Source organism: Nocardia sp. NPDC049526 (assembly GCF_044465765.1).
Classification (GTDB): domain Bacteria; phylum Actinomycetota; class Actinomycetes; order Mycobacteriales; family Mycobacteriaceae; genus Nocardia.
Window position 1 is genome coordinate 198,610 of the sequence record NZ_JBITMA010000008.1, and the last position, 25,866, is coordinate 224,475.

Annotated in this window: 27 protein-coding genes; 10 read left to right on the forward strand and 17 right to left on the reverse strand. The window is 65.4% G+C overall.

Annotated elements, in window-relative coordinates:
• Positions 1-125: 125 nt before the first annotated feature.
• Positions 126-692, reverse strand: coding sequence for a TetR/AcrR family transcriptional regulator (locus tag ACIBW7_RS25440; protein WP_397050374.1), 567 nt, complete (start codon positions 690-692; stop codon positions 126-128).
• Between the two features lie 131 nt (positions 693-823).
• Between ACIBW7_RS25440 and ACIBW7_RS25445 the strand changes: the two genes are divergently transcribed.
• Positions 824-2,113 (forward strand): condensation domain-containing protein, encoded by a 1,290-nt coding sequence (locus tag ACIBW7_RS25445; protein WP_397050376.1) that lies wholly within the window; start codon positions 824-826, stop codon positions 2,111-2,113.
• Here the strand turns inward: ACIBW7_RS25445 and ACIBW7_RS25450 are convergent, their stop codons facing one another.
• A complete protein-coding gene (locus tag ACIBW7_RS25450) occupies positions 2,114-3,316 on the reverse strand; it encodes an AI-2E family transporter (protein ID WP_397050378.1) in 1,203 nt (400 codons plus the stop codon).
• A 46-nt stretch (positions 3,317-3,362) separates the two neighbouring features.
• Positions 3,363-4,415 (reverse strand): NAD(P)-dependent alcohol dehydrogenase, encoded by a 1,053-nt coding sequence (locus ACIBW7_RS25455; protein WP_397050380.1) that lies wholly within the window; start codon positions 4,413-4,415, stop codon positions 3,363-3,365.
• Between the two features lie 108 nt (positions 4,416-4,523).
• Here ACIBW7_RS25455 and ACIBW7_RS25460 point away from each other — a divergent pair, with 108 nt between their 5' ends.
• Positions 4,524-5,642 carry a S1C family serine protease gene (locus ACIBW7_RS25460; RefSeq protein WP_397050382.1) on the forward strand — a complete coding sequence of 373 codons (1,119 nt, stop codon included), beginning with the start codon at positions 4,524-4,526 and terminating at the stop codon, positions 5,640-5,642.
• Here ACIBW7_RS25460 and ACIBW7_RS25465 read toward each other — a convergent pair.
• The 10 genes from ACIBW7_RS25465 to ACIBW7_RS25510 all read right to left on the reverse strand — a co-directional run bounded on the left by ACIBW7_RS25465 (position 5,639) and on the right by ACIBW7_RS25510 (position 14,456).
• Complete coding sequence (locus tag ACIBW7_RS25465; RefSeq protein WP_397050384.1) at positions 5,639-6,205, reverse strand: vitamin K epoxide reductase family protein; 567 nt, start codon at positions 6,203-6,205, stop codon at positions 5,639-5,641. The genes ACIBW7_RS25460 and ACIBW7_RS25465 overlap by 4 nt on opposite strands.
• Entirely contained in the window at positions 6,202-6,993 is a 792-nt protein-coding gene (locus ACIBW7_RS25470; protein WP_397050386.1) for a DsbA family protein, read from the reverse strand. The genes ACIBW7_RS25465 and ACIBW7_RS25470 overlap by 4 nt, the downstream gene beginning before the upstream one ends.
• A 126-nt stretch (positions 6,994-7,119) precedes the next feature.
• The gene (locus ACIBW7_RS25475; protein WP_397050388.1) at positions 7,120-7,965 is read right to left on the reverse strand and encodes a polyphosphate kinase 2 family protein; all 846 of its coding nucleotides are present in this window, start codon (positions 7,963-7,965) and stop codon (positions 7,120-7,122) included.
• A gap of 220 nt (positions 7,966-8,185) precedes the next feature.
• On the reverse strand, positions 8,186-8,881 hold the full coding sequence (locus ACIBW7_RS25480) for an ESX secretion-associated protein EspG (protein ID WP_397050390.1): 696 nt from the start codon (positions 8,879-8,881) through the stop codon (positions 8,186-8,188).
• Positions 8,878-9,543, reverse strand: coding sequence for a hypothetical protein (locus tag ACIBW7_RS25485; RefSeq protein WP_397050392.1), 666 nt, complete (start codon positions 9,541-9,543; stop codon positions 8,878-8,880). Before ACIBW7_RS25485 ends, ACIBW7_RS25480 begins: the two co-directional genes overlap by 4 nt.
• A gap of 3 nt (positions 9,544-9,546) precedes the next feature.
• A complete protein-coding gene (locus ACIBW7_RS25490) occupies positions 9,547-9,966 on the reverse strand; it encodes a hypothetical protein (RefSeq protein ID WP_397050394.1) in 420 nt (139 codons plus the stop codon).
• A gap of 134 nt (positions 9,967-10,100) precedes the next feature.
• Positions 10,101-10,733 (reverse strand): class I SAM-dependent methyltransferase, encoded by a 633-nt coding sequence (locus ACIBW7_RS25495; RefSeq protein WP_397050396.1) that lies wholly within the window; start codon positions 10,731-10,733, stop codon positions 10,101-10,103.
• A gap of 59 nt (positions 10,734-10,792) precedes the next feature.
• Positions 10,793-12,046 (reverse strand): saccharopine dehydrogenase family protein, encoded by a 1,254-nt coding sequence (locus ACIBW7_RS25500; RefSeq protein ID WP_397050792.1) that lies wholly within the window; start codon positions 12,044-12,046, stop codon positions 10,793-10,795.
• 27 nt (positions 12,047-12,073) lie between these two features.
• Positions 12,074-13,513, reverse strand: a complete 1,440-nt coding sequence (locus ACIBW7_RS25505) for an ABC1 kinase family protein (RefSeq protein WP_397050398.1) — start codon at positions 13,511-13,513, stop codon at positions 12,074-12,076.
• A 262-nt stretch (positions 13,514-13,775) separates the two neighbouring features.
• Entirely contained in the window at positions 13,776-14,456 is a 681-nt protein-coding gene (locus tag ACIBW7_RS25510) for a TetR/AcrR family transcriptional regulator (protein ID WP_397050793.1), read from the reverse strand.
• A gap of 412 nt (positions 14,457-14,868) precedes the next feature.
• Here ACIBW7_RS25510 and ACIBW7_RS25515 point away from each other — a divergent pair, with 412 nt between their 5' ends.
• The 4 genes from ACIBW7_RS25515 to ACIBW7_RS25530 all read left to right on the forward strand — a co-directional run bounded on the left by ACIBW7_RS25515 (position 14,869) and on the right by ACIBW7_RS25530 (position 17,771).
• Positions 14,869-16,086, forward strand: a complete 1,218-nt coding sequence (locus tag ACIBW7_RS25515; protein WP_397050795.1) for a DUF445 domain-containing protein — start codon at positions 14,869-14,871, stop codon at positions 16,084-16,086.
• Positions 16,087-16,257: 171 nt separating this feature from the next.
• The gene (locus ACIBW7_RS25520) at positions 16,258-16,758 is read left to right on the forward strand and encodes a helix-turn-helix domain-containing protein (protein WP_397050400.1); all 501 of its coding nucleotides are present in this window, start codon (positions 16,258-16,260) and stop codon (positions 16,756-16,758) included.
• Positions 16,755-17,402, forward strand: a complete 648-nt coding sequence (locus tag ACIBW7_RS25525) for a heparin-binding hemagglutinin (protein WP_397050402.1) — start codon at positions 16,755-16,757, stop codon at positions 17,400-17,402. The genes ACIBW7_RS25520 and ACIBW7_RS25525 overlap by 4 nt, the downstream gene beginning before the upstream one ends.
• Before the next feature lie 72 nt (positions 17,403-17,474).
• A complete protein-coding gene (locus ACIBW7_RS25530; RefSeq protein WP_040696344.1) occupies positions 17,475-17,771 on the forward strand; it encodes a DUF2516 family protein in 297 nt (98 codons plus the stop codon).
• Between the two features lie 3 nt (positions 17,772-17,774).
• Here ACIBW7_RS25530 and ACIBW7_RS25535 read toward each other — a convergent pair whose 3' ends face one another.
• A complete protein-coding gene (locus ACIBW7_RS25535) occupies positions 17,775-19,391 on the reverse strand; it encodes a GMC oxidoreductase (protein WP_397050405.1) in 1,617 nt (538 codons plus the stop codon).
• 134 nt (positions 19,392-19,525) lie between these two features.
• On the opposite strand from ACIBW7_RS25535, the gene ACIBW7_RS25540 reads away from it, so the two are divergent.
• Positions 19,526-20,776 (forward strand): cytochrome P450, encoded by a 1,251-nt coding sequence (locus tag ACIBW7_RS25540; RefSeq protein WP_397050407.1) that lies wholly within the window; start codon positions 19,526-19,528, stop codon positions 20,774-20,776.
• A 359-nt stretch (positions 20,777-21,135) separates the two neighbouring features.
• A complete protein-coding gene (locus ACIBW7_RS25545) occupies positions 21,136-22,170 on the forward strand; it encodes an alpha/beta fold hydrolase (RefSeq protein WP_397050409.1) in 1,035 nt (344 codons plus the stop codon).
• A gap of 3 nt (positions 22,171-22,173) precedes the next feature.
• Here the strand turns inward: ACIBW7_RS25545 and purU are convergent, their stop codons facing one another.
• Positions 22,174-23,064, reverse strand: a complete 891-nt coding sequence (gene purU, locus ACIBW7_RS25550; protein ID WP_040696337.1) for a formyltetrahydrofolate deformylase — start codon at positions 23,062-23,064, stop codon at positions 22,174-22,176.
• Between the two features lie 93 nt (positions 23,065-23,157).
• Between purU and ACIBW7_RS25555 the strand changes: the two genes are divergently transcribed.
• Positions 23,158-23,433, forward strand: a complete 276-nt coding sequence (locus ACIBW7_RS25555) for a hypothetical protein (RefSeq protein WP_357471782.1) — start codon at positions 23,158-23,160, stop codon at positions 23,431-23,433.
• Between the two features lie 178 nt (positions 23,434-23,611).
• Here ACIBW7_RS25555 and ACIBW7_RS25560 read toward each other — a convergent pair whose 3' ends face one another.
• Positions 23,612-24,172: a GNAT family N-acetyltransferase gene (locus ACIBW7_RS25560; protein WP_397050412.1), complete on the reverse strand. Its 561-nt coding sequence runs from the start codon at positions 24,170-24,172 to the stop codon at positions 23,612-23,614.
• Between the two features lie 145 nt (positions 24,173-24,317).
• Here ACIBW7_RS25560 and deoC point away from each other — a divergent pair, with 145 nt between their 5' ends.
• Positions 24,318-25,004: a deoxyribose-phosphate aldolase gene (deoC, locus tag ACIBW7_RS25565; RefSeq protein ID WP_397050414.1), complete on the forward strand. Its 687-nt coding sequence runs from the start codon at positions 24,318-24,320 to the stop codon at positions 25,002-25,004.
• A gap of 122 nt (positions 25,005-25,126) precedes the next feature.
• On the opposite strand, the gene ACIBW7_RS25570 is transcribed toward deoC, so the two are convergent.
• A complete protein-coding gene (locus tag ACIBW7_RS25570) occupies positions 25,127-25,855 on the reverse strand; it encodes a DUF2993 domain-containing protein (RefSeq protein WP_397050416.1) in 729 nt (242 codons plus the stop codon).
• Between the last annotated feature and the right edge of the window lie 11 nt (positions 25,856-25,866).

Sequence of the window (25,866 nt, forward strand, 5' to 3'; positions counted from 1 at the left end):
TCAACGCGTCAGCGGGACATGAGCGCGGAGCGGGCTACGGCGCACGGGGGTGAAGCGCTGAGAGCGGCGTTGCGCCGCCCGAGAGCGAGACCACCTGGAAGCACGCACAAGCAACGATGCGGCGGTCAAGTACCGCTCTCAGCTGGGAGCAGTGCGCCGAGAGTGCGCAGACCTGCGGTGATGTCGGCGGCGGTGGGGGCGTTTTCCGGGTCGACCAGGTGTTGGATCAGCAGCCCGCCGATCATGGTTTGCAAGACGGCGCCTAATTGCGGGTTCTGCCCACCGGGGCCGAAGAAGTCGGATAGTTCGGTGCGCGCCCGTTCCTGGGCGGAGCCCAGTTCGGCACGCAGTTCGGGGGAGTGCAGTGCCTGGGCCAGACTTTCGCCATTGGCGGTCCAGAGGGCGTGATCCTCGGTGAACGAGGTGATCAGCTGCTGTAAGAAGTCCTGTAGTCGCGCGGCCGGATCCGCGGCGTCACGGGCGGGGAGCGAATCGAGAATCTGCTGGACCGCGTCCGCGCTCGATTCCATCATCGCCTGGTTGAGCAGCTTGTCGCGGGTGCCGAAGTGGTAGTTGATGGCGGCCAGATTGGTGCCGGAGGCGGCCACGATATCCCGCACGGTGGTGCGTGCGTATCCGCGTTCGGCCAGACACTGCTTGGCCGCGGCGAGCAGATCGTCTCGTGTTCCCACCCTCGCACCTTATCAGCGCGGCATACGTCCGTTTGTGACAAACGTTTCAAACGGCAGTTTGTGACAAGCGTTTTAAACATCTGTATGTTGGGGCGTAGCCTGCACCGCCACACGGAAGTACGAGACGACCAATGACCGCACAGCGAGCACTTTCTCCCTTCGAGCTCACCTACTTCGGCTCCGAAACCCGCCTCGGCAGCGTGCCGACCGGCGGTATGCCGCTGTTCATCGGTTCCACCGTGCACGGGCTGCTGGATGTCGAGATCCTGCGCCGGGTGGTCGACGAACTCGCTGCCCAGCATCCACTGCTGCGCAGCAAGCCGGTGGCCGATGCCGACGGCACGCTGTACCTGCGCCGGGACGACGCCTACCGGCCCCGCCTCGAGATCACCGATGGCGGTGAAGCCGAGTACCTGAACCTGGTCAACGGGCCTCGGGATTGGCGCGACGGACTGTTCCGCGCCCATCTGCTCCGCGACGGCGACCGCGATCAAATCGTCCTGGTCATCCATCACGGAATCGCCGATGGCAGATCGGCTTTCGCACTGCTCGGGCAGCTGTGGCAGCGCTACACCGCATATGCGACGGGAACCGCACTGCCGCAGTCGGATTCCGATCAGGAATTGCCGGAGGGCATCGATATCCAACTCGCCGCGGTGGTCTCGGATGTGGAGGTCGCCGAGTCGCTCGACCAGATCCGGGCCGTGGCCTCGCTGATCGGGCCGGAATCGGCTCCGCGCACCTTACCGATCGACGGGAGCGGCGACGACCCACTCGGCCGGTTCGCGGTGCAGCGAATCGAATTGGATACCAAGGAAACCCAGAACCTGGTCGACGCCGGTCGTGCGCACGGGCTTTCGGTCAACAGCCTGCTCACCGGCGCCGCACTCGTCGCAGTCCGCTCCCAACTCGAACCCGCGACGGGAACGCTCCCGGTATTCTGCGGCCACGCGGTGGATGTGCGATCCGAGCTGAACTTGCCCGCGCACACGATCCTGAATTGCGCTTCCGGCGTGGGCACCCCCGCACTCGTCGCCGAGAACACGGGCCCGATCGAGATCGCACACGAGGTGGCCACGGGCATGGCGTCCGCACTGGAGCAGCGCCAAGCCCCCATATTCCTACTCGCCTCGCAGCGCGTCCAGGACGAGGCCACCGCCGCGATTTTGGCGGCCCCGCCAACCGTAGCCATCTCCAATATCGGTCGCCTGCCCGCACATTCGACCCCGGACGGTATCCGCCACATCCGCGACGACGTCTTCGCCATGGGCCCCGGCATGCCGCCGAAGCTCACCGTATTCACCATCGGCGGACGCCTGACCATCCAGGTCGAGTACGACACCGCCCGCTACAGCCGCGCCCAGATGGGCAAGGTGAGCCTGGCACTGATCGACGCTCTGCAAGGCATTCGCGCCGAATGATCACTCCGGTGGCCGACCGCTGCCGCTGAGGCGAATGATCAACTGGCGCGTCCACTTTCGTTGTTTCTTCGGCGGCTGGTCGGGCTTTTCGGAATCGCCGTCGGTCTCGACCTCGTAGCGACGGATATAGGCGCCCGCGAACGCCTGCACCGTCGCGGTGACCGGAATCGCCAGCAGCGCACCCGTCGGCCCGAGTATCGCCGCACCCGCTATGACCGCGCCGAATGCCACGGCCGGATGCATATCCAGCGTGGTCGCGGTGATTCTCGGTTGCAGGACATAGTTTTCGAATTGCTGGTACACCACGATGAAGCCCAGAATCCACAGCGCGGTGGACGGGCCGTGCACCAGCGCGACGAGCACCGGCAGCGCACCGGCGAGATAGGTGCCGACAGTCGGAATGAACTGCGAGACAACGCCGACCCACAGCGCCAGTGCGAATGCGGACGGTACGTCGAGGATCCGCAGCGCAACATAGTGCGCGATCGTCGAGCACAGCGCGAGTAGTGCGCGCGAATAGATATAGCCGCCGGTTTTGTCGACGGCGATATCCCAGGCGCGCAATACATGTCGCTGGTGGCGTGGCGGCAGCAGCGAGCAGACCGCGTTGCGGAAGCGCGGTCCGTCGGCGGCGAAGTAGTAGGTGAACAACAGCACGCCGAGTGCCTGGAAAATCGCACCGATCGCGGCGGTGCCGACGCCCCAGGCATTGCCCGCCAAGCCGACCAGATAGCCGTCGATGGTGGAACTCCAGTCACCGAGGTACTTCTGGATATCGCTGCTGGACAGATCGGCTTTGAAGGTGCGATTCACCCAGTCGACGACCTGATCCGCATGTTCGGGTGCGTTCTTGACCAGGGTGGTGACCTGATCGACCAGCAGCGCGCCGAGCGTCCATACGAATGCGGTGGCGCCGACGGCCAACACCAGGAAGACCACCCCGGTCGCCGGCCCGCGCCGGACACCGCGTGCGGCAAGCCAATTCACCGCCGGCTCGATGGCGAAGGCCAGGAACAGCGAAACCAGCAGCACCAGCAAGAAACCCTGTAGTTTCTGCAGAATCCAGAAGCCGCACACCAGCCCGGCCACCGTCGCCGCCGCGAGTAGGAACGCTCGCAACAGCCACGGCGGCGGCCCCGCGGTCACATCGGCGGTGACCACCGCCGTTTCGGCGGGCCGGGATCGCTCTTCATCCGCAGACACATCGCCAAGCTACTGAACCGGCGACGAATCGGCGCAGCGACACGGACTACATCGTTGCGGCGTCGATCACGAACCGGTACCGCACATCACTCGCGACGACCCGGTCGTAGGCGCCATCGATCTCGTCGGCCGAGATCAGCTCGATCTCCGCGCCGATCCCGTGTGCGGCGCAGAAGTTCAGCATCTCCTGGGTCTGTGCGATACCGCCGATCATCGAGCCGGCCAGCGCCCGCCGGTATCCGGTGATGGTGAAAGGCTTGACGATCAACGGGTTCTCGGGCAGGCCGAGGATCACCAGGGTGCCGTCCAGCTTCAGCAGGCGCAGGTAGTCGTTGATCGGCAGCTCGGCCGAGACCGTATTGAGGATCAGATCGAAGCGGTTGCGCAGCTCGCGGAAGGTTTGCTTATCGCCGGTCGCGTAGTAGTGGTCCGCGCCGAAGCGTTTGCCGTCGTCCTGCTTGCTCAGCGAATGGCTCAGCACGGTGACCTCGGCCCCCATCGCCGCGGCGATCTTCACCCCGACGTGCCCGAGTCCACCCATGCCGATGATCGCGACCTTCTTACCCGGTCCCGCGTTCCAGTGCCGCAGCGGGGAGAACAGCGTGATGCCCGCGCACAGCAGCGGCGCCGCCACATCGAGTCCGATGCCCTCCGGAATCGACAGCACGAAGTTCTCGGTCACCACGACCTGGGTCGAATACCCGCCCATCGTGTACCCACCCGGCTGGATGGACGAGTCCACCCGGGTGTTGTAGGTCATGGTGGCCCCGTTGTCGCAGTACTGCTCCTCATTGGCCAGACAGGGACCGCAGACGCCGCAGGAATCGACCATGCAGCCGACACCGACGCGATCGCCGACCCGATGCCTGGTCACCTCCGGACCGACCGCGGCGACAATGCCCGCGATCTCGTGCCCGGGGACGCACGGGTATATGGCGCCGCCCCATTCGTCGCGGGTGGTGTGGATATCGGAATGGCAGATACCTGCGTATTTGACATCTATCAGCACATCGCGTGGTCCGAGCTCGCGCCGCGCGATCGTGAGCTTCTCGAATTGCCCATCGGGCGCGGACATCGCATACGCAGCAGCAACGCTCATGCGTACATGCCTACCGCCGCAGCGGAGGTTTGCCAAACGCATCGCTGAAAAAAGATCTCCGGCCACAATGGAATTGGTCAAGGGCCCAGCCGGAGGCGGGAGAGCGGCATGGACGACGAGCGGTACGGCGCGCCCGAGCGGCAGCGAAGCGGTGGTGGGCGCGCGTCGGCGCTGTTCGCGGTCTTCCTGCTCGCCATAGCCGCATTCTTCGGTTTCCGAGGTGAACTGCCCGACTGGTCGTCGTCCTCGGGTGCGGACAGTTCCCCGCCCGCCCTGCTCGAGCCGCTGCCGCCGCTGGACCCGGTGGCGGTCGCACATGCCGTCGAACCGGCGCTGGTGAATATCAGCACGTCCGCACGGCCGTTCGGCCCCGGCGCGGCCGGAACCGGGATCGTGCTCACCGCCGACGGACAGGTGCTGACCAGCCATCATGTGGTCAAGGGCGCCGAAATCGTGACGGTCACCGATGTCGGCAACGGCACCGTCTACGACGCGACGGTGCTCGGCTACGACGCCGGTGCGGATATCGCGCTGCTGGAACTCACCGGCGCCACCGACCTGACGATCGCACGCATCGGCCGCTCCGCCGAGCTGCGCGTGCACGAGGATGTGCTCGCCATCGGCAATGCGGGCGGCGCGGGCGGCACGCCGACCTCGATCCAGGGCAATATCACCGACCTGAACAGCACGATCGTCGCGCTCAATTCCTCCGATCTGACCCGCAAATCGCTGACCGGAATGGTGGAGATCGCGGCCCCGGTCACTGCGGGACAGTCCGGCGGCGCGCTCGCCGATCCCGGTGGCACGGTGGTCGGCGTGATCACCGCGGCGTCGGGCGAAACCTCACGCGAGGTCGGGCGCACCGCGAACGGCTATGCGGTGCCGATCGACACCGCGATGCGGGTAGTGGGCCAGATCCGTTCCGGCACGCCCACCGAAACCGTGCACATCGGGCCGACCGCGACGCTCGGCGTACTGATCTCAGATGCGAAACCGAGCGGGGCGAAGATCGATGTCGCGCTGTACGGATTACCGGCCTTTGCCGCCGGGCTGGTAGATGGCGATGTCATCACCTCGATCGACGGCCGTGACATCACCACCGCGAAGGCGTTGCGGGCCGCGATCAATGTGCACAAGCCGGACGACACCGTTCAGCTGGGTGTCCTCGGCCCCGGCGGAACGCAGCGCAAGATCACCGTGGTGCTCGCGCTGGGCACACCGAACTAGACCAGCGACAGCCAGTAATCCTGGAACTTCAGGAAGATCAGCAGCAGCACCACGGCGTAGAACACCGCGACGAACGTCCACCGCCACTCGACGACGATCCGCATCGGCCCGCGCGCACCACCCCACACCTGCTCGGTGGCCACCGCGAGCAGTGGCGTGATGATCGCCCACACCACCATGCAGTACGGGCACAGCGCGCCGATCCGGTACAGGCTCTGGAAGATCAGCCAGCAGATGAAGACCGTGCCGAGCACGGTCCCCACCCACAGCCCGACCCAGATCCAGCGCGGAAAGCGCACATTGGCGACCGCGAGCACCGCGAGGGTGACGACCACCGAGAAGCCCACGATGCCGATGATCGGATTGGGAAATCCGAATTTCGCGGCCTGTTCGGTGGTCATCACGCTGCCGCAGGACAGGATCGGGTTGATGCTGCACGAGGGCCGGTAGTTCGGATCGGTGAACAGCTTGAACCGCTCGATGGTCAGCGTGACCGAGGCGAGCCACCCGGCCAGCCCGCCGATCAGCAACACCCAGGCGGCCCTGGAAGAGGTGTTGTTCACTTGGCCGCGGCTGCCGCGATGACCGCTGCCATCGCGTCGGGCTTGAACTGACCGTTCGGCAAGGCGAGGTCCTGGCTGTTCATCTGGGTGCCGTTGACGAAGACCGTCGGTGTGGATTGGACTCCGCTGTTCAGCACATCCTTGGTCTTGGCACCGATGTACTTGTTGTAGCTGTTGTCCTTGATGCACTGCCCGACCGAATCGGGAAGGCCGGCGCCCTTCGCGATAGTGATCAGCTGGTCATCGGTGAGACCCGCACTGCCTTCGGCGGGCTGCTGCTCGTACATGGTGGCCAACCAGCCGAGGTACTTCGACGGATCCGCCTCGGCGACGCAGTACGCCGCATTGGCCGCGCGCGAGGAGTACTTCGTGGTGGAGGCCTTGTCCAGGAACGAGATGATGTTGTATTCGACAATGGCCGTGCCATTGTCGACGGCATCCTTGATCGCCTGGGCGTTGGCGGCCTCGAAGCCCTTGCAGGCCGGGCACTGCAGGTCGGCGACCACGCGGACGGTCACCTTCGCATCCGGCTTGCCGATGCGGACCGCACCGTTATCGGTGATGGTCGCGGTGGCGCCGTTGGGCAGCTGGCTCGCGGTGGCGGCGATGGACGGGGTGGTGCCCAGATCGTTCTTGTTTGCGTTCTTCACCGCGATACCGATGCCGATCGCCGCGATGAGCCCGACCAGCACGACGGCCACACCCACCTGGATCAGGATCTTGCGGTTGCGGTCGGCGCGCTCCGCCGCCGCGAGCGGATTCGTTTTGCCACCCGGTTTATTGCTCACCGTGCGTTCACCACGCCTTTCGCTTGCCTGCCGGTTACCTGCCGCCACGATGGTAGATCCGGAGCTCCCCCGGGGCGTGGACGGGCACGGCCACATCATCCGTGGTCAACCTGAGAGGAACCTTGGTCAGGCCTCGGTGAGGCGACGCCGTTGCTCCTCGACATCGAACAAGGCTGGTGGCCAGTCGAGTTTCAGCCCGTCGAGTGCGTCGATCAGCAGTTCGGTGACCGCGAGGCGGGCGAACCACTTGTGGTCGGCCGGGAGCACATGCCAAGGGGCGTAGTCGGTCGAGGTGCGGTCCATCATGACCTGGTAGGCCTCTTGATAGGCAGGCCAGTAACCACGTTCGTCGATATCGGCGGGGTTGAACTTCCAGTGCTTATCCGGTCGGTCCAGCCGTTCGCGCAGCCGCTTCTTCTGTACGTCGAGGGAGACGAACATGGCGACCTTCACCAGCGTGGTGCCCTGGTCGACCAGTTCCCGCTCGAAGGCGTTGATCTCGTCGTAGCGCGGTTCCCAGACCTCCGGAGGCACCAGATTGTGCACCCGCACGACCAGTACATCCTCGTAGTGCGAGCGGTCGAAGACGCCGAGTTGGCCGGCGCGCGGCAGTGCCTTGCGAATGCGCCACAGGTAGTGGTGGCTCTTCTCCTCCGCGGTCGGAACACCGAAGGAGGCGTGGTCGACGCCGGACGGATCCACCGAACCGATGACGTGGCGGACGATACCGCCCTTGCCTGCGGTATCCATCCCCTGCAGCACCAACAGCACGCTGCGGGTATCACCGGAACGGCCGTTGGCGTAGAGCTTCTCCTGCAGATCCGAGAGCACGCCGGCGCGTTCGATGAGCAGCTTCTGGGCCTGCTTCTTGTCACCTTCGAATCCGGGCGTACCGGAGGCGTCGAGATCAGCGATGCGCAAGCCATCGGCCCGCAGGGCCTCGGTGGGCGGCAGAGACCATTTCTTCGCCATCGATGTATCTTATGGCTCTGTCTGATTGCCGCGCCTTCGGCGCGGCGGGTTCGCGGCCCCCTGGTGTCTCGCGTCCGAGTCGTCGAGACTCGCGACTTCGTCGCATGCGCTTCGACGACTCGGACGCGAGACGGGCCGCGAACGGGTCGCTCGTAAGACTCGCTTCGTTGTGCTCACGTGGGCGCTGCAGCGTGGCGGTTGTCAACTGCCCGGCGATGTGTCAGCGGATCTGGGCGAGCCGAAGCAATTGGTCGGCGAAATCCTCGTCGGTGACCGGGGTCAGGGTCAGCTCGTGCGAGGTGGTGAGCAGATAGCGTCCGTCACCGGTGAAATCGAGCCAGCTGCGGTGCCGGGTGGGCGGCGACATCGGGTTTTCCGGTTCCACGGTCACGGTGATGAAGCCGCGACCGTCCACCGGTTTTCGCAGGATCTGGCGGAACCGGGCGGCGCGGCGATGGCCGTTGGTCGCGCTGTCGCCTTCGTCGGAGTTCAGGACGGCGTCCTGCGGCTCCCGCATGGGCGCCAGCTTGCCCGGTTCGGCCGATCCGATGATTTCGACCAGATGTTTGCCGAGGTTGCGGACGTGGCACATGCGCACCGTCACCTTGTCGATATCGGCGATCAGAATGCCCGCGTGGTTGTGCACCACCGCGGCGAAAACAAGGATCCGCTTGGCGCCCGACTCACCGGAGACGGTGATGGTGGTGGCATCGGGGCGGGCGCACAGCATGAGCGCGGCCGCCAGATCGGCATCGGCCTGGCGGGCGAAGCGCTGGGGTAGTCGCAGTGCGGTGTATTCGGATTCGGTGCGGACCGTGCCGGCGGGCGCCAGATTGACCGGATAGGGTCGACGGTCCAGACTCGTTTCGTTCTCCCAGACATGCGTGAATTCGTCCGGGGTGAATACCCATTTCACCGTGCGCCCCCGCTGCCGGCATTCGGCCGCGCGATCTGTGGGCCGTCGGGCGGCGGGGTGAATCGGGGGACACGGTCGCCGGATGCGGGCATGATCGGGGTGTAGACATAGGTCATCGTGTCCTGGACGTCGGCCTGCGCCGTAGCAGCGGCCATGTCGTGGTCCATCCTGCGTTGTCCGCCGTGGATCGCTTCGGCGGCCGGATCTTCCAGAGCACGATACTGCGGCGGCGGCGAAATCGCCGCTCGGATGGCCTGTGCCGCATCAGAATTGAGCTCCATCAGGCGCTGTATCGCGCGGCAGGCATCATGCGCCTCGGTACCGGCGCGGACGAATTCGCGGGTGGCGCGCAGCGCGGCATCGGCGGAACGACCCGACCAGTGCGCGAATTCGCGATTGGTGGCATCGGAGAAGGCCTGGAATGCCTCGGCGACCATGGTGGCATTGGCGCGCCACGCATCGGCGACCCGGCCGAGGGCCGCGGGATCGATGACCTCGTGCACCAGATCCCAGATCTCCTGGTGCGTATAGGCGCCGAACAGTTCGCGCTCTGGTGCGTACGGGGGATCGGTTCCGCCGCTTGCCGATCCGGCCGCGGCGGCGACGGCACGCTGCTGGACCCGGATGGCATCGGCGGCTGCCCTGGTGACGGAATCGGCCATGGGTCAGTGGTTTCCGTCGGTCTGTTCGCCGCGCGGCGACTCCAGGTAATCGGTGATCAGTTGTAGGGCGGCACGATTCGCGGCCTCGGCATCCTCGAAACGCTTTCCCGCGGCCAGGTAGGCGGCCTTGTACAGCAGGGCCGTTTCCTGGAAGGCGGTGACGGTGTCGAGGAACTGAGTGCCTTTGTCGCCGAAGCCTTTTGCCAAGCCGTGTCCCGTCGGTAGGTTCGGGAACCCGGACACCTCGGTGACGAGATGTCCGGTGGCCGTGGCTTTTTGTAATTCCTCGACGAGCTTGTCGCATGCGGCGGCGAGGTTCTCGGCGACATCCTCGGCCAACTCGAAGGGTTCCCCGCCGCTGGTTCCGGTGGCGGCGGCATACAACTGCCTGGCCATCCGTTGACCGGTATCCGGTACCGCCATCTGGGTCGCCCCCTCACGTTCGGTCCACCCACCGCTTGCGGGCACTTTACCGTTCGGTACCGACCGGTGTAACCCGCTTGTGCTCGTCCCTCGGCGTCGCACCTATGTGATGTGGCGCACGACAAAGCGGATCCCTAGAGCGGGCGGGTGGCGCTGATGTATTGCAGGAGGCGGTGGACCTGTTGATCAATATCGATCAGGCCCGCTTCGGCGAAGAGCTTCGGGAAGGTCTCGTCGTCGAAGACGCGCAGTCCACTCCAGCCGCCGACGACCCGGCTCGCGTGGCCGAAGCTGTTGTCGGCGCGGTGACTTGTGGTGATGGCGATGCGCCCGCCTGGCGCGAGGACGCGGATCATTTCGCGGGTCGCCGCGATCGGGTCGGGGATCAAATAGAGCGCGCCGAAGCAGCAGACCGCGTCGAAGGTGCCGTCCGCGAAGGGCAGGGTGCGCGCGTCGCCACGAAGGTAGCCGACGCGCGGGCCCGCGTTATCGGTGACGGCTCGGGCCAGCATCGGTTCGGAGTAGTCCAGGCCGATGGCGAAGCCGTCGCCGTCGAGAGCATTGCTCAGATAGCGAGTGAAGTTGCCTGGGCCGCAAGCGATATCGAGCACCTTCTGGCCCCGGCCGAGGCGCAGGGTGCGGACGGCGTCGCGACGGTCGGCAGCGGTGGTGCGGCCGCTTGCCAGATAGAACAGCGTAGGCCGCCAAGCCTTTTCGTAGATCGCGGCGAGGGCGGGGGCGTTCATGGTGCGTCGAGCGAGGTTCACCGCACCGCCCTCGGTTCCGCAGGCGGCAATTTCATCTGAGCTCCTCGGTTTGTCCCCGACTACGTGCGCTCGACCTCGATGGTCATGCCCGTAGCACGCAAGCGATCGGTGAGTGCGTCGCCCATTGCGGCCGCCGGGGTGAGGATGCCCGCCAATTCGGGCTGCTTCGCACCGTCGAATGCCAGGCACAGTCCGGCCTGTCCGAGCATGACGGCGGTGGCCTGGTAGCCGGGGTCGCCGGCGCCGGAGAAGGTCGCCACGTATTTCGCGCCCGAGGAGGTGCGTGCGTAGGTCTTCATGGTGAACCAGCCACTGGTGCGCGCCTGTTCGCTCGGTCCGGTGCCGGGCTTGGGCACGATCCGGTCGAGCAGCTTGCGCCCCATCGCGACTCGCGACAGCACCGCACCGCACGCCATCGTCGCCACGATGCCGCCCGCCATACCGGCGGCCACCAGCGGCGCCGCGGCCGACTTGCCCGCGTTCATGACCTCGCGGTAGCGGAAGTTCTTGCCGTAGACCCAACCGAGCAGCCCATTGGTGCGGCGCACGATCTTGGTGTTGTGCGCGGCCATGACGAAGGTACCGACCCACCCGTCCAGGCTGGGGTCGATGCTGCTGGCCCGCTGCAGCGCCTGATCGGTCTGACGGCCGACATTCGGTTCCATCGACTTGTCCGGGCTGAGCGAATACGGGTGGCTCATCACCGAACCCTTGGCCGGATCGGCCGCGATTGCCTCCATCATGGCCCGGCCCGAGTCGATGGTACCGCCGCTCACCCCGCCCTTGAGCGACGCGATCAGGGTGGTGTCCTCCAGCTCGCCGGTATTGTCCGCAACGGTGCGCTTGTACAGCTGGTACACACTGAGATCCGACGGAATCGAGTCGTAGCCACAGGAATTCACGATCTTCGCGCCGGTCTCCACCGCCTGCTCGTGGTACCGGTCGATCGCGTCCCGGATGAACAGCGGCTCACCGGTGAGGTCGGCGTAGTGGGTCCCGGCCTTCGCGCACGCGGACACCAGCGGGATGCCGTAGCGCAGGTACGGGCCGACGGTGGTCACCACAACCGTGGTCCGCGCCGCGAGTGCGTCGAGTGCGGTCTGGTCCGTCGAATCGGCAACTACCAGACCCCAATTCGCGGCGGCCGGGCCGAGTTCGTCACGGACCGCTGTCAATTTGTCGAGCGAGCGTCCCGCCAGCGCGATGCGCGCCTCGGCGGGCGCCCCATCGAGCAGATACTGTGCGGTGAGCTTGCCGACGAAACCCGTTGCGCCGAACAGCACTAGGTCGAATTCTCGGTTGTCTGCCATGATCTTCCGTTCGATAGCTGCTGTGGTGAATTACTTGGTACCGGAACCGCGCGTGGTCGGCTTCTTCGCCCGCGCCCGCGGCTTCTTGGTCGGCCTCGGTTTGCGCTCGATCAACCACTCCCGATGCGCCTTACCCAAATCGGTGACCGGCGCTTCGTCGTAGAGCCATTCGCGGGAGATCTTGTGCCAGTTCGCGGTGCATTCGAGCTGACCGAGCATGCCGAAGGTGAGGAAGTCGGCACGCCGCGAGAACAGGTGCTCCGGCGGCAGATTCTGCTGTTTCATCCCGGCGAACTCACTGGCGCGCGGATCCACCGCGAGCAGAAACGCACCGCTGGCCAGTTCCGGGGTAATGGTCAGCTCCTCGTCGAGCAGACACCATTCCGAGGCCGCGAGCACGTATTCCAGGCATTCCTCGGCGCCGATCTCGTCGGGCGAGTCGATTACGCCGCGCTCGATCATCAACTGCCGCAGGTCTTCTGCCCGATCTTCGGCCGCCGCCCGCAGACAGATCGTCTCGAACCGCACATGCTCGGCATCCATCCGATTGAACAGGCCGAAATCGAGGAATCCGATCCGACCGTCGTCGGCCAGCAACACATTTCCCGGATGTGGGTCACCACAGAATTCGTTGAAGCTGAACAGCGAACCGACATAGAAGCGATAGATGATCTCGCCGATCCGATTGCGTTCGGCCGCGGGCAGCTGCCGGATCTCCTCGAATCCCTTGCCCGCCACATATTCACTGACCAGCACCCGCGTCGTACTGAGTTCGGGCAGTGAGCGCGGCACCATGATGAACGGGTGTCCGGCGTAGAGTTCGGCGATCTGGAGCTGGGTATCGGCCTCTGCGTGATAGTCGAGTTCGCTCTCCATGTTCAGCCGCAGCTCGTCGAGTACGGCGGGCGTCACCCACGGCATCGCCGATTGCAGTACACGCCGGAACATGGCCAGATTCTTGAGATCCGCGCGCACCGCCGCATCGATGCCCGGGTACTGCACCTTCACCGCGACCTGACGTCCGTCGTGCAGCCGCCCCAGGTACACCTGGCCGATCGAGGCCGCGGCAATGGGCTCGGGCTGGAATTCGGCGAAGACCGCGTCCAGCGGCTGCCCGAAGTCCTCCTCGATCACCTGCCGCATCGACTCGAACGACACCGTCGGCGCGGCGTTGCGCAGCACGGCGAGTCGTTTCTGGAAGCGTTCTCGATGGCTCTCGGGCACCAGATCGAGATCGAGCACCGACATCATCTGGCCGAGCTTCATGGCCACGCCCTTCATGGTCCCGAGGACCGTGACCACCTGCTCGGTGGTGCGGATCATGGACTCCTCGGCCATCTTCGCGCGCACGGCCGCCGACCGGCCCCGCATGGATAGGCGTGTGCGCTGGGTTCGGATTACCGAACTGGCTGCCACCGCACCCAGCTTGGTGCCACGAGCAAGCCGAGAAGTCGGCACTTGCTTCGCCATCGAGGTACCTCCATTGGTGCCAGCGGTCGGAGCGACGGGCGCGCAGGCGGTCGCTTGCGTAACCACGTAGCGACCCGCGCGGACCGCCATCAGGCAGAGCGCGGGGCGGTGACCTGGGACACCCGCGTACCGCTCGGGTTCAGAGTAGCCAACCTCGCGGCAATGTCGAGACCGCCGTCACTATTTCAGCTAGCGCCCCAGCTAGCGGCCTGTTAGCGCGCGAAGTCGGGCGATTGATCAGTTGGCGATCACCAGCTAGCGCTCAGGCGCCGTTCTGCGGCGGGTCCGGCAGGATGTGCGGCTGGGCGTTGAAGATCGCCCGGGAGCCCCCCGCGCGCGCCATGCCCTCGATGGCGCTCCAGGCCATCATGGTCAGGTAGTCGATGACTTCCTCGCGCGACATCGCCTTATCCGTGGTCCACCAGTGCGTTGCCAGCTGGATGCCGCCGACGAGCACATACGACCACAGCAGCGCGCCCTCGGTCTCGAAGCCGTGCTCGGCGCCGCGATCGATGATGACCGTGGTGACGACGTCGGCGAAGAGCTTCTCGAATTCGGCGAGCGAGGACTGATCGGTCGAGCCGTTGCCCATGATGAACCGGTAGACCTCGGGGTCCTCGTCGACGGTGCCGACGTAGGCGGTCAGGGCCGAACGCACCAGGTGGTACTCGTCCGCGTCGAGGCTGATCGCCTCGTACACCCGCGGCATCAGGGTGGTCTCGATGAACCGCTGCATGGTCGCGTGGACCAGGTCGTTCTTATCCGAGAAGTAGCGGTAGAGCACGGTTTTGGAGACGCCGATCTCCGCGGCGATCTCGTCCATGCCCGCATTGCTGCCCCGCGTGCGAATGGCCGCGAGGGTGCCATCGACCAGCTCTTCGCGGCGGTCGATCTTGTGCTGCCGCCATCGGCGCTTGCGGCCGTCCGTCCGGCCGGTGCGCACCGCCGCCGGTCGTTCGGCAAGCTCGCCGACATCGACAAGGTCTTCGGTGGACAGCGTCAGCTCCCTCGTTTGTGTGGGTTCGTGGACCACCAGCTTAGGTCCAGGCAACGACCCACATGCGCGTTTGGGTGTGGGTTGCGACAGGTTGCACATAATCGGGCCATTCGGCGTCGGTTGCGTGTCGCTTGCGATCGGCCTCGGAGGTCGGTCGGTAACACACAGCAGAATGGGTGTCATGGAGAAAGCTCCCGGCAACACGGCGGCGCGAGCGACGGGCCCGGAGGCGGTAGTGGAGCGTAACCGCGAACGCCGCCTGTCCAGCACAGTGGTGCTGGATGTGCCCACGTCCGCACCACCGGCCAGTTTCGCGGCCTTCGTCGACGAGGCGGGCAAGCGCCGCGATCTGTTCAAGATGAAGGCCCTGGCCACCGGGTTTTTGGCGTTCGCGACGGCGGTCTATCTGTTCTGCCGCTGGATGGAATCGCGCGGGGCGGGCGATGATTGGGTCGGTTACCTACGGGCCGCGTCCGAGGCGGGCATGGTCGGCGCACTCGCCGACTGGTTCGCCGTGACCGCGCTGTTCCGCCATCCACTGGGCCTGCCGATCCCGCATACCGCGATCATCAGGAAGAAGAAGGATCAGCTCGGCGCCAGTCTCGGCGCCTTCGTCGGTTCGAATTTCCTTGCCCCGGACGTGGTCTCGGCGAAGGTGAATTCGGCGCAGGTCTCCTGGCGGGTGGGGCGCTGGATGGCCGATCCCGGGCATGCGGGCCGGGTGGCGCAGGAGAGTTCGACCATTTTGCGCGCGGTGGTCGGGGTGCTGCGAGACGAGGATGTCGAGCAGGTCATCGACAACACCATCGTCAAGCGGATCGCCGAGCCGCTGTGGGGTCCGCCGATCGGCCGGGTGCTTGCCGAACTGCTTGCCGACAATCGGCAGTTGCCGCTGCTCGACATGCTTGCCGAGCGCGCGCACCAGTGGGCGCTCGGTTCGCAGGAAACGATCGACCGGATCGTTTTGCGGGATGCGCCGCAGTGGGCTCCGAAATTCGTAAACATTCTGCTTTCAGAAAGGATCTATCGGGAGCTCGTCGAGTTCACCTGGAAGGTGCGGTCGAATCCGGAACACGAGGTGCGACTCGCGGCGAATAGGTTCCTCGAGGAATTCGCCTACGACCTCCAGCACGACGACGCCATGATCAAAAAGGCCGAGCGGATCAAGGCGCAGATCATGGGTCGCGAGGAGATCACCGGCATGGCCGAGGCGACCTGGCGCGCGGCGAAGCGGTTGATCCTGGAATCGGCCGACGATCCGAACTCCACGCTGCGGCGCAAGGTCGCCGAGAATGTGCAGCAGCTCGGGGAGCGGCTGCGCGACGATGCCGAGATGCGCGCCAAAGTCGACGATTGGATCGACCGCGGCGCGCGGTATCTGGTGGAAAACTATGCGGGGGAGATCACCACTCTGGTCACCGATACGGTTGCCAGGTGGGATGCCGAGGAAGCCAGCAAGAAGATCGAATTGCAGGTCGGGCGTGATCTGCAATTCATTCGCATCAATGGCACGGTCGTAGGATCGCTGGCAGGGCTGGTGATCTACACGATTTCGCATTTGATGTTCGGCGGCTGACCCCCGCGGCGTGAGCTCAGGCCTGGAGGCGGCAGCCTGCGTAACCATGGCGGGTCGTGAAGGCCGCGAATTGGGGCAGAGCGCGCTGACTGGAAGGGTGCTTACAGCGTGCTTGCAATAGCTAGCACCCTGCTTTAGAATTGGATACGTACAACCGCCAGAAGGTGAGTGATGGCAGACCAGCCCGAAGGTTCCGCCGAGTACACCGACGATTCGCAGGATAGATCCAACGGCGTCGGCGAAAAGGCGGCTCGTGTGGCCAACGCGGCACACGACATCGGAGGTTTCATCAGGGCACAGCGAGAAGCCGCGCAAGTCTCGTTGCGTCAGCTCGCCACCCTGGCGGGAGTGAGCAATCCGTATCTCAGTCAGATCGAGCGCGGATTGCGTAATCCGTCCGCCGAAGTACTCGCGCAGATCGCCAAGGCACTGCGGGTCTCTTCGGAGGTGTTGTACGTACGGGCTGGCTATCTCGAGCAGCGGCCGCACAGTCCGGTCCGGGATGCCCTGCTTGCCGATACGTCGATCAGCGAACGGCAGAAGCAGGTGCTGCTGGACATCTATGAATCGTTTCGCCGGGAAAACGGAGGAAGCGAACCAGGGGGGAACGAGTGGGACAGCGACGTTCCGAGCACATCACCAACTCCGCCACGCCAGGAGAGCGAAGAATGACCGAAAACGCAACCATCAAGCCACTGTTCGCAACCGTCGGTGCCGGTGACGCCGTGTACGCCGCGGTTGTCGATGCGGTCACCCAGGTGCGTGAGCGCGCCGCCTCCACCGATGTCAGCGGTCGCGTAGAAGAGGCCCGCGAGCGCTTCGCCAACGTGCCCGCCGATGTCCGGGCCCAGTTCGAGACGCTGCGCGAGCGGCTGTCCGGCCTGCCCTCGGAGCTGCCGGAGGACCTCGCCGAGCTGCGCGAGAAGTTCACCCCGGAGGAGCTGAAGGCGCTCGCCGAGAAGTACTACACCCAGGTCCTGGACCTGTACGCGGATCTGGCCGTGCGCGGCGAGGAGACCGTCGAGCGGCTGCGCGCCAACCACCTCGTCGAGGATCGGATCGAGCGCGTCGAGACGCTGTACAAGGATGCGGCCGGCCGCGCCGAGGATGCCCTCGCCAAGGTCAACGAGCTGATCGGCCGCCCGGCCAAGGAAGAAGAGGCCGAGGTCGAGCCGGTCGTCGAGGCCGAGGTCATCGAGGTGACCACCGAGACCGAGCCCGCCGCCGACGGCGTCGCCCCGAAGAAGGCTCCGGCCAAGAAGGCGCCCGCCGCCAAGAAGGCTCCGGCCAAGAAGGCGGCCCCCAAGAAGGCCTGACGCCCTTCCCTTCTCCACGCTGACGACCCCGCACACCGACGTGTGCGGGGTCGTTGCTTCTATGATGGGCTGGTGGACACAGCGCACGGATTGGCCAGCTGGATCTTGTACGGGCTGCGGCTCTTGGCGCTCGGCGCGACGATTTTCGCGCTCATCCACGCCATCCGCCAGCGCCCCGACGCCTTCACCGCGGTCGACAAGCTGACCAAACCGATCTGGATCGCCATCCTCGGCGCAGCCCTGCTGTTCCTGTTGCTCTCGCTGAGCGTCACGAGTCTGCTTGCGCTGGTGTCGATTATCGCGACCGGCGTGTACCTCGCCGATGTGCGGCCGAAGGTGGATGAGATTCAGCGCGGGCCGCGCTGGTAGTGACTATCCGCCGGAACGAATGATCTCTTCGATATTGCGTTCGGCCAGCGCACTGATCGTCAAGGACGGGTTCACTGTTCCGGTGCTGCCGGGCACCGCCGCCCCGTCCATCACGTACAGGCCTCGATAACCGCGCACCCGACCGTACGGGTCCGTCGCGCGGCCGATCACCGCGCCGCCCAACGGATGTGAGGTGAACGAGGCATCCGCCTCCAAGGCTGGTTGGGCGTTGGACGGGCAGTTGCAGGTCGCCTTGTTGTTGACTTCCCGCGCGTGCGCCAGGTAGCCGGCAGCGCCGTCGGATGGCCACTGCAGGCCCACGCTCCCATCGGTCGGGTTGTAGACGAACCGGCCGCGGGTGTCGTCGAGGACCATGCCCAACGACGCGACAATGCCGACGTCGAACGGCGTGGTGCCGGGGACGAACCAGTTCTCCAGCGATACGGGTGCGCCCGCCTCGTCCAGAATCCGGCTCGCGGACGGCGTACCCTGCGTACCGATGTCGACCGAGCCGGCAGGCCGCGCCAATGCGACATCGCCGTTGCCGCCCCAACCTTCGCCGACGTGCTCGTTGAGGTTCGGCAGCGCGCCCGTCGCCCGCGCGCGTACCAGCAGCTCGGAGGTGCCGACCGAGCCCGCGGCGAGGAACAGCTTGTCGCAGGTCAGCGTGCGGATGCGGAGCACCTCGCCGGTAGGTGCGAGTTTGGTCACGGCGACGGTATAGCGATCCGACTCCGCGCCGATGGCGTCCACGCGATGGCCGGGATAGATCTGGGCACAGCCGGTGTCCTCGGCATAACGCAGGTAGTTCTGGTTCAGATCGAACTTCGCGCCGTTGGAATTGCCGAGGTTCGAACAGCCGACCGTGGCCGACGGCATCGATCGTCCGGTCAGCTCGTCGCGCAGGACGTCCCAATTCCAACTGCCGTCGATGCGCTGCGGTGTATAGCCGGCCGCGCGGAACTGTTCGTCCCAGCCCCGTGCGTGGGTGAACGCGAAGGAGTCGTAGATATCGTTCGGTATCGGGCTCGGCCGCAACGTATTTCGGACTCGGGGATAGTAGACGTCGTGCATCTCGCGGTAGTCGACCACACCCTGGAACACGTGGTCGAAGAACCGCTGCTCCGGCTCGATCATCACCCCGGTGAACACCACCGAGCCACCGCCCACACACGCACCGCGCCACACGTCCATGCCCGGGTAACCGGAAACGTCGAGCACCCCGCCGAACGGATCGATCTGCACCGTGATCCTGTTCGCGCCGGTAAAGGTCGTGCGATGCCAGAAGCCGCGGCCATCCGGAATCGTGTCGTTGGCGAAGATATTGCGCCACGGATCGTTCGGCCAGCGCGACCCGCGCTCGAGCACCGCGACCTGGGTCCCGGCCTGCGCCAGACGCAGCGCGGTGATCGACGCTCCGAATCCGGATCCGATAACGATCGCGGGCAGATGATCCGCCGGATCCGGCAGCGGTGCGAAGATCTCCGGCACCAGTGTGCGGTACACCGGTGATCTCGGGCTCGGGCTGTAATCGTCGGCCCACGCCGCATACTTGCTGCCACTCGCAAAACCCAGCATCGTCGCCAGGCCGGCGGCCTTGACGAAACTGCGCCTGTCCATGGTGCCTCTCACCTGATCCGAAGGTCGCTCCATCAGCGTCGACAGCGACGCTCCGCCATAGCGGCTATCTATCATATGAAAAGGAGGGAGTGGGAGGTGACGAGATCTTGATACGGGTATGGATTCGGTGGCTGATGATGCATGGCCTGCCACGGTTCTATCTCCTGTGGGCGGCGCGTCGGGGCGATCCCCTGGGGCAGATCGCGGTCGGTCCGGATCGTTTGCTCGGCTCGTCGCAGTATGTCGAGGAGATCCGGCAGCGGGGCCGGATACCCAAGATGTCGGGGTTGCGCGTGACCGCGGACTACGAGCTGTGCCGACTCATCCTGCGAGACCGTCGCTTCAGCGTCGTCACGCCCAATCATTCCGCCTTGCCGAAGCCGATCCGCTGGGTGATGACCAAAACGGATCCGGGGCTGCCCAACCTGGCGGAACCGCCCTCGATGCTGGTGACCGATCCGCCGGACCACACCCGGTACCGACGCCTGGTCGGGCAGGCATTCACCCCGAAGGCAATCGCCAAACTGCGTGAGCGGGTTGTCGAAGTGACCGATGACCTGCTCGAACGCTTGGAATCGAAGCCGCGACCGGATCTGATCGTCGACTTTTCCGCACAGTTGCCGGTCGCGATCATCGCCGAGATTCTCGGGTTGCCCGCGCATATGCATTCGACACTGCTGAAGTGGGGAGATTCCGGTGCGCCGCTGCTCGAACGCGGCCTGAGCTGGAGCACTTACCGCCATGCCATCGAAGACCTGACCGAGGTTCAGCGGTACTTCGACCAACACCTCGACGGGCTCACAGCCGAACCGGCCGACGACGTGCTCAGCATGCTGGTGACAGGTGGCGTGCTCTCCCGACGCGAGCAGATGGCCAATGCTGCGCTGCTGCTGGACGCTGGATTCTTGACGACGGTGAATATGCTCGGCAACGGAATCGCCCTGCTGACAAGCCATCCGGACCAGCTGGAACTGCTGTTGGCGCAGCCGGAGCTGTGGCCACGTGCGGTCGAGGAAGTCTTGCGTTACGACGGTCCGGTGCGGATGACGGGCCGAGTCACGAACTGCGAGGTCGACATCGCCGATCAGCGCGTCGAATCCGGTTCGCTGGTCCTGCTGTCGTTGGCGGGCGCCAACTACGACCCCGCGGTCTTCCCTGATCCCGAACGATTCGATGTGACCAGGGCCAACGCCGCGGATCATCTGGCGTTCGGCAGCGGGCTGCACGGCTGCCTGGGCGCCACGCTGGCCCGATTGGAAGGCTCCATTGCGCTGCGAGCCCTGTTCGAGCGCTACCCGGATCTGTCCTTGGACGGTCCGCCGATCCCGCATCCCCTGCGCAATCTGCACGCCTACCGCTCCATGCCCGTCAAGCTGCGTGCCTGAGCCGGTCACGGCCGCGGTTGGGGATGGCGTGGTGCGTATCGAGCACTCGTGGTCTGCGTGCGCTGGTCGCCATCGACGCGACGGATCTGTGTACCTGTAGTTGGATTGTCGGTCGACTTGGTGCGATCCGGTGGGTGATCGGAGATGTGATTCGGCGGCGGCTTGTCAGCGTTCACAGTGGTGATTTGTGCTTGTGAAAGCTGGTTTCGATCTTCCGGCGACTGGCTGGTTCGAGCTTCCCTTTGGGATCGGTCACAAACAGGGCTGGGGAGAAGTTCGGATAACTTTTGGGGTGCTTGCACTAGCAAGCACGGCGGTTTGCGATTAGTGTATCGGAGAGTTACACAAAGGAGTGTCCGATGCGTGCAATGCCGCCTGCACTGGTGGACGTCCCTGGTCGGGTCCGGGGGTTGCTTCACACACACCGCGCGAACCTGCGGTCGCGTACCTATGCGACCGCGGCGCTGAATCCCCCGACCGCGCCCTATGAGGTCGTTCCGGTCATCACTCGTGACGGTGCGCGCTTGCGCGTACACGTCTACGGACCGGCCGGTGCGCAGACGATCGTGCTGGTACACGGCTGGACCTGCGCCATCGAATATTGGAATGCGCAGATCAACGAGTTCGCCGATCGGTACCGCGTAGTTGTCTACGACGTGCGGGGGCACGGCGAGAGCGAACTCGGTTCCAGCCGGCTGACCACCGATCTGCTCGCCGACGATCTGGCCACCGTGCTCGACGCCACACTGCGCCCGGGCGAGCGGGCGGTTGTGGTCGGCCACAGTCTCGGCGGCATGACTCTGCAGGCCTGGGCCGGACGCTATCGGGACCGAGTCGCGAAGCAGGCATGCGCAGTACTGCTGACCAACACTGCGCCGAGTCGACTGATCGCCGAGACGACGGTCCTGCCGTTCTTCAATGCACCACTCCCATTGCTCAACCGGCGAATTCAGCTGCCGTACAAGATAGGCCGCCTAGGCCTCGGCTCCTCGCTCGTCTTCCCGCCGATCGCCCCGGTGAAGTGGGCCTTCACCCGACAGATCATGAGCCTGCGCGCCACCGGCGACGTGGTCGACTACAGCCTCGCCGTCGTCCGCTCCTGCCCCGCCCGCGTCCGTGCGAAATTCGGAATCCTGCTCGCCGAACTGGATCTCGGCGAATCGGCCCGCAACCTCGTCGTGCCGACCACAATCCTGGCCGGCGAGTTCGACGATATGACGCCGCCGGTGCACGCCGGACGAATCGCCGAAATGCTCAGGGAGACCGGCAGTCTGGTCAAATACGAGGTGCTTCCGCAGGGACATCTGGGAAATACCGAGATGTACGAGCGGTTCAACGAGGAACTGGAGTTGGTCCTCGATTCGGTGCGTCAGCCCGTCGAAGCAGCCGGATAAGGGTCAGGAGAAGACCACGGTGCGGCGGCCGTGAACCAGCACTCGGCCCTCGAGATGCCAGCGCAGACCCCGTGCAAGGACCACTCGTTCGATATCGCGGCCTTGGCGGACCATATCGCGGACCTCGTCGGCATGGTCGATGCGGATGACGTCCTGTTCGATGATGGGGCCCGCGTCGAGTTCGGCGGTGACGTAATGGCAGGTCGCGCCGATCAGTTTGACGCCGCGGGCGAAGGCTTGGTGGTAGGGCCGAGCGCCGACGAACGATGGCAGGAAGCTGTGGTGGATATTGATCGCCTTGCCTGCCCAGTGCTCGCACAGTTCGGCGGGAAGTACCTGCATGAAGCGGGCCAGGACGACGGCGTGCGGATCGTGAGCATCGACCAGGGCGCGCACCTCCTCGAAGGCCGGGCCGCGTTCGGCCGGATCCTTCGGGAATGGCACGTGGTGGAACTTCACGCCGTGCGCCTCGGTCATCCCGGCGAGGTCCGGGTGATTGCCGATCACCGCTTCGATGGTGGCGGGCAATTCACCGCTCGCAGCGCGTCCGAGCAGGTCGTGCAGGCAATGACCGTCCTTGCTGACCAGTAGTACGGCCCGGCGGCGCTCACCCGAGTCGAGCAGCTGCCACTCGGTCTCCGGGCCGAAGTCGGCCGCGACCCCGGCGAACCGGTCGCGCAGTTCCGCGATGCCGAACGGCACCGTCGATGCCTTGATCGCCTGACGGGTGAAGAACCAGCCGATATCCGGGTCGGAGTGGTAGCCCGCCTCCACGATGGACCCCCCGAACTCGGCGATGAAGGAGGTGATCCTGGCAATGATGCCGGGACGGTCCGGGCACCCGAGGGTGAGCACGAAGCGTCGGTCGTCCAGGACAGGTGGAGCGGAACTCATGGGGCTAATCCTCCCAGGTCGACTATGTGCACCTGCGGCGCCCTGCCCGGGCAGGTGTTGAGCGAAGGCCGCGGGAAAGCCGACAATGGAAATGTGACGCGTGTGAAGTTCGTACGACAGCTCGATGGGCTGACGTACGAATTCGTGCGCGACGGCTGGGCCTACGGCTACCCGTCCTACAAGCGAGTCGATCACGACCTCTGGTGCCGCCGCCTACCGGACTTCGGCTGGTCGATCTGCACCGATTCCGGCGAAGTCCTGAGTCGCCCCTTCGACGACCCCGGCCAAGGCCCCCTCCCTCCCGAAGGCGCCTGGGTCTCCCGCAAACACGAACGCTCCTACGTCTACGACATGCTCCACCACCCCTGACACCACCGAGAGGGTATTCCGGGAGTGCCACTCTCGACGTTTGCCTCCACCAATACATGGTGATCTTGAAGTCGCCGCTTTGGTGGGTATCGCTGAACACCTGGTGAGCTGTTGTGTGAATTCCGAGCATCGGTCCCTAGCCTCCGCTCGGACCGTAACCCCGAACCCGGCCCCCGACCTACAACTCGTAAAACGGTTCCGCGTAGCGGAATTCGCCGGTGATCTGCGAGTCGTACGCCGACAATGCCCGCACCTGGAAGTGGGAAACCCAGGCCGGTTCATCCGGCGTGATGCCGAGGCGGGCGGCGGGGGTGAAGCCGAATCGGGGGTAGTAGTCGATGCTCCCGGCCAGACCGATCAGGGGTTCGTCGAGGGCGTCGGCGGCGCCGAGGGCGGCGTGCATCATGGCCGCGCCGACGCCATTGCCCTGATGGTCGGCCAGCACACCGATCGGGCCGAGGGCGAGCACCGGGAACGGGCCGACGCCCGCGCGGGTGAGACAGACGTGCCCGATGACGGTGTCGTGTTCGACCGCGACCATCGAGAGGGTGGGGATCCAGCCCGAGTCGCTGCGCAGCCGGGTGACGAGGTCGACCTCGGGTGGGTCCGCGGCGCTGTCGTCGGTGAGTTCGGCCGTCCCCCGGCCGTTGTCGGTATTCGCGTACTGCGGTCCGAAGGCGCTGCGGTGGACGGCCGCGATCCCAGCGGCATCGTCGGCGCGTTCGCGACGGATCAGCACGGTGTCGTCTCCTCCTGAACGAATGGGGCCCTCCGCAACTGCGCAACAGTCGGCTGGGCAGTCGCAAAGCGATGTCCGTAGCTCCACCGACAGTATCGAGTGTGCGCGATGTGTCGCCAGGCGCGCAATGGAATTCGCCACCGGTATGCCAGACTCTCACCCTGTGGCAAATTCCGCGTCGCTGACCAGGGCCGAAGTGGCCGCCATGATCGATCACACGCTGCTGGCGCCGGAGGCGACTGCCGCGGAGGTGAACGCTTTGGTCGCGGAGGCACGCGAACTCGGCGTGTACGCGATCTGCGTATCACCATCTATGTTGCCGATTCGAGCGTCCGGCGTGGTGGTCGCGACGGTCGCCGGATTCCCTTCCGGGAAGCACCATTCGCTCGTGAAGGGCGCCGAGGCGCGCCTCGCGATCGAACAGGGCGCGGCGGAGGTCGATATGGTGATCGATGTCGGAGCCGCGCGCGCAGGCGATTACAGCGCGGTGCTGTCCGACATCGTGACGGTGCGTGAGGCAATGGGGGATCGCGCGGTGCTCAAGGTGATCATCGAATCGGCGGCGCTGTCCGATGCCGCGATCGTCGAGGTCTGCCGCGCCGCCGAACGTGCCGGGGCCGATTTCGTGAAGACCTCCACGGGATTTCACCCCTCCGGTGGTGCCGGCGTGCACGCGGTCCAGCTCATGGCCGAGACCGTCGGCGGACGTCTGGGCGTGAAGGCCAGCGGCGGCATCCGCACCTCCGAGGCCGCCGCCGAGTTGATCGCCGCCGGCGCGACCCGTCTCGGGCTTTCGAAATCCCGTGCGGTGCTGGAGGGATTCCCCGCCTGATCCCGAGCCCGACAATCAGCGTTGTGGATTCGACAACGTGACCATGGAAATGGCTACCTGGATAGCCATCTCGACCCCAAAGCCCGCTGGTCCGGCACAACGGCCCGGACCTGAGAGCCGGATCAGCAGCTGACGCTACCGCTGCTGTCCTGCGCGGCGGGCAGTTCGGTCCGCCCACCCGCCAGCTTCACCGCGACGCCGTTATCGGTGACCTTGACCTCGGTGGCCTTCATACCGAGCGGGTAGCTCTGCAGACTCTGCGTGAACACCTCGACGATGCCCGAAACCAGATCGGTCGGTATCCCCATCCCGAGCAGTGCCGCCGACTTCGTCTCGACCTGCACGGTGCCGTCCTTGATCTCCGGCTTCACCTGCAACTGCGCGAGCCCACCGAGCACATCCAGGGTCAGCATCCCGCTCGACGCGGAGGACGACACGCCGCTGACCAGGCCGCCGAGCGTTTCCCGGATGCCGTCGTTGCCCCAGGTGACATCGGCCGACGAGCTGCCGATGGTGTTGCCGCTGCCACTATTGCCGACCTCGACATTGTTGAACCTGGCGTGCACCACCATGCCGACGGCCGGACCGAACTTGGAATCGTCGCTGTTCACTTTCACCTGATCGACCTTCCCGTCGATCCAGGTGATCAGCATGGGCTTGGCTCCGAAGCTCACATCGATCTTCGAACCCATATCCTTCTCGAATTGTGTGCTGATGCACCGTGATACCTGGTACCGCGCATATGCCTCCCCGCCGACCAGCACGGTAGCGAGCAGAATCGCGACCACGACGAGGGTGATCACCAGGGCGCGCCGGTTGACCTTCAGGGTGGATGGGCTCTTCGTACTCATGCGCTCGATTC